The 1809-nt window shown below is 52.2% G+C and carries 1 protein-coding gene; it reads right to left on the reverse strand.

Annotation, left to right across the window (positions count from 1 at the left end):
- On the reverse strand, positions 1 to 1644 hold a 1644-nt coding region (locus SCT_RS15160), incomplete at its 3' end, for a GGDEF domain-containing protein (protein ID WP_059424645.1).
- Positions 1645 to 1809 lie beyond the last annotated feature (165 nt).

Raw genomic sequence — 1809 nt, forward strand, 5'->3', positions numbered from 1 at the left:
CACGTAGCCGCCGCGTTCGTTATCGCTGACGCTAAAAAAAGGAATAACGGCTGCAGCGAATTTTCCCAGCCCTCTTCGGCAGCGCTCTTCCCAATCCGGGCTGCAAAACAGGGTGATAAAGTCGTCGCCGCCGATGTGGCCGAGAAAATCCAGTTCCGGGTCGCAAATCTCGGTGAGTATCTTCGCCGTCATCTGGATCATGGCATCGCCCTTGTTGAAGCCATATACATCATTGAACGGCTTGAAGTGGTCCAGGTCGCAATAACAGGCGACAAACGGAACCTGTTGTTCCAACAGTTTATTGATATGTTCGTTGATCGGCATGTTGCCGGGCAAACCGGTGAGGGGGTTGGCATAGCGGGCGGCCTGGATTTGCAGGTTCGTTATTTCACGGATCAGGTCGCGGCCGGTGCCAATCCCGATGTATAGGCCATTTTCAGTAACAATGAAGCCTTGGGTCAAATAGCGCCGGTCGCTCGCTACCAGATGACTCAGATCTTGTATGCTAATGTTCACGTCCACGATCAGCGGGTCGGAATCCATGAAGGTAGTGCAGAGTTTTTTTCCATACAATTCGCGGCGATAAGGTCTGGCAAACCGGTCGATCATAAGGGTGCGGCTGATCAGGCCAATCGGCACACCATCTTTTACGATGGCTACATCCTCAAGTTGCGGATTCGTTTCGAAGGCATGAAAAACTTCTGAGTTGAGGCTGTCTGATAAAAAGAATGGCGGTTTAATCAGCAGTTTGCGCTCGACCAAGCTGACGCGCTCGTTGCTGGATACGGAGTCCCCAGCGGAAGGAACCGACAGCGCCTGGACCACCACGGCGGGAACGACTGAAGAGGGTTTGTCCGTCGGACGGGTGATGTGGTAACCCTGACCAAATGGAATGCCCAGTCCGTGAACCATGAGAAGCTGAGCGTGGGTTTCAATCCCTTCGGCGATTACCTGACAGCCCGCGTTTTCGGCTTTTTCCAGCATGGATTTTACAAACTTTGCCTTGGTCGGATCCTTGTCGATATTCTGGATGAAATGACGGTCGATTTTTACGAAGGATGGTCGGACTTTGGACCAGTCTTCCAGCGCTGAAAAACAGTCTCCCTGATCATCGATGGCTACCTGGAATCCGAGCGAGGAATAATGGGTAATGGCTTCCAGCAGTAAATCCGGGTTGAAGTCGAAAACCGGTTTGTTCTCCGTCAACTCAATCACTATCCGGGCCGGCTCCAGGCCTGCCCGCTGAATGATCCCGATGATGTCGTTGCTTTGCAGTTCGTACATTGCGAGCACATCGGAGCTGCGGTTGAGGAACAAAAGACCTTGCAATTGAAGTTCGACAAAACGCTCGGCCACCAGTTTGCAGCAAACATTCTCGAGCTCGTGGCCAATGCCAGATTGCCGCGCCAGTCCGAACAGTCGGGTCGGTGGATGCAGCAGACTGTCAGACGGTCCGCGGATCAGGCCCTCGAAACCGATAATGCGGCTGTTCGAGAAGTCGATGATGGGTTGGAAAAGAACCGCCAGATTCTGGGTGGCGATAATGTCGTGCAGGGTTCGAATCTGTTCGGAGTGGATGCCTGGCGAATGCTTGCCACGGGATTCGAGCTTGGGCGGTCTGACGCTGCTGACGATATTTTTCATGGCGTTCCACTGCAAAGAAAACAATAATATAGAGCCCCGGATTCAGAACCTCTATTAACCCTTCATTGCCTTTCTGGGGACTGGCAACGTATTGTGTTCAGTACTTGAAGTGCGCCAATTTGAAAATGAAACGGATAGTTTCTGAAGGTGACTGTAGCAGCCTTA

Source organism: Sulfuricella sp. T08 (assembly GCF_000971475.1).
Classification (GTDB): domain Bacteria; phylum Pseudomonadota; class Gammaproteobacteria; order Burkholderiales; family Sulfuricellaceae; genus Sulfuricella.